Consider the following 273-nt stretch of genomic DNA (forward strand, 5'->3'; position numbering starts at 1 on the left):
GTGCAATGGGTGGCGACACGAACAACGCGAGCGCCCGCGGTGTAGGCTGCTTTGAGGTCGTGAAGAGTACCGATGCCTGGGAGCAGCAACGTTGCAATTTTGGCGTGCTTCACTGCGTCGGCGGCAGCTTCGATCCACTCGATATCGGTGTGTGCGCCAAAGCCGTAGTTGAAGCTGGAGCCTTGAAGGCCGTCACCGTGCGCGACCTCGATCGAGTCGACTTTGGCAGCATCCAGTGCGCGAGCGATCGCCTGGACCTGATCCAGTGAGTAC

General features: G+C 60.4%; 1 pseudogene. It reads right to left on the reverse strand.

Features of this window, described 5'->3' with window-relative positions:
• Positions 1-273, reverse strand: a pseudogene (locus tag FQ664_RS26035) (4-hydroxy-2-oxovalerate aldolase); the annotation flags it as partial.

Origin of the sequence: Pseudomonas persica (assembly GCF_900291015.1) — a bacterium.
GTDB lineage: Bacteria > Pseudomonadota > Gammaproteobacteria > Pseudomonadales > Pseudomonadaceae > Aquipseudomonas.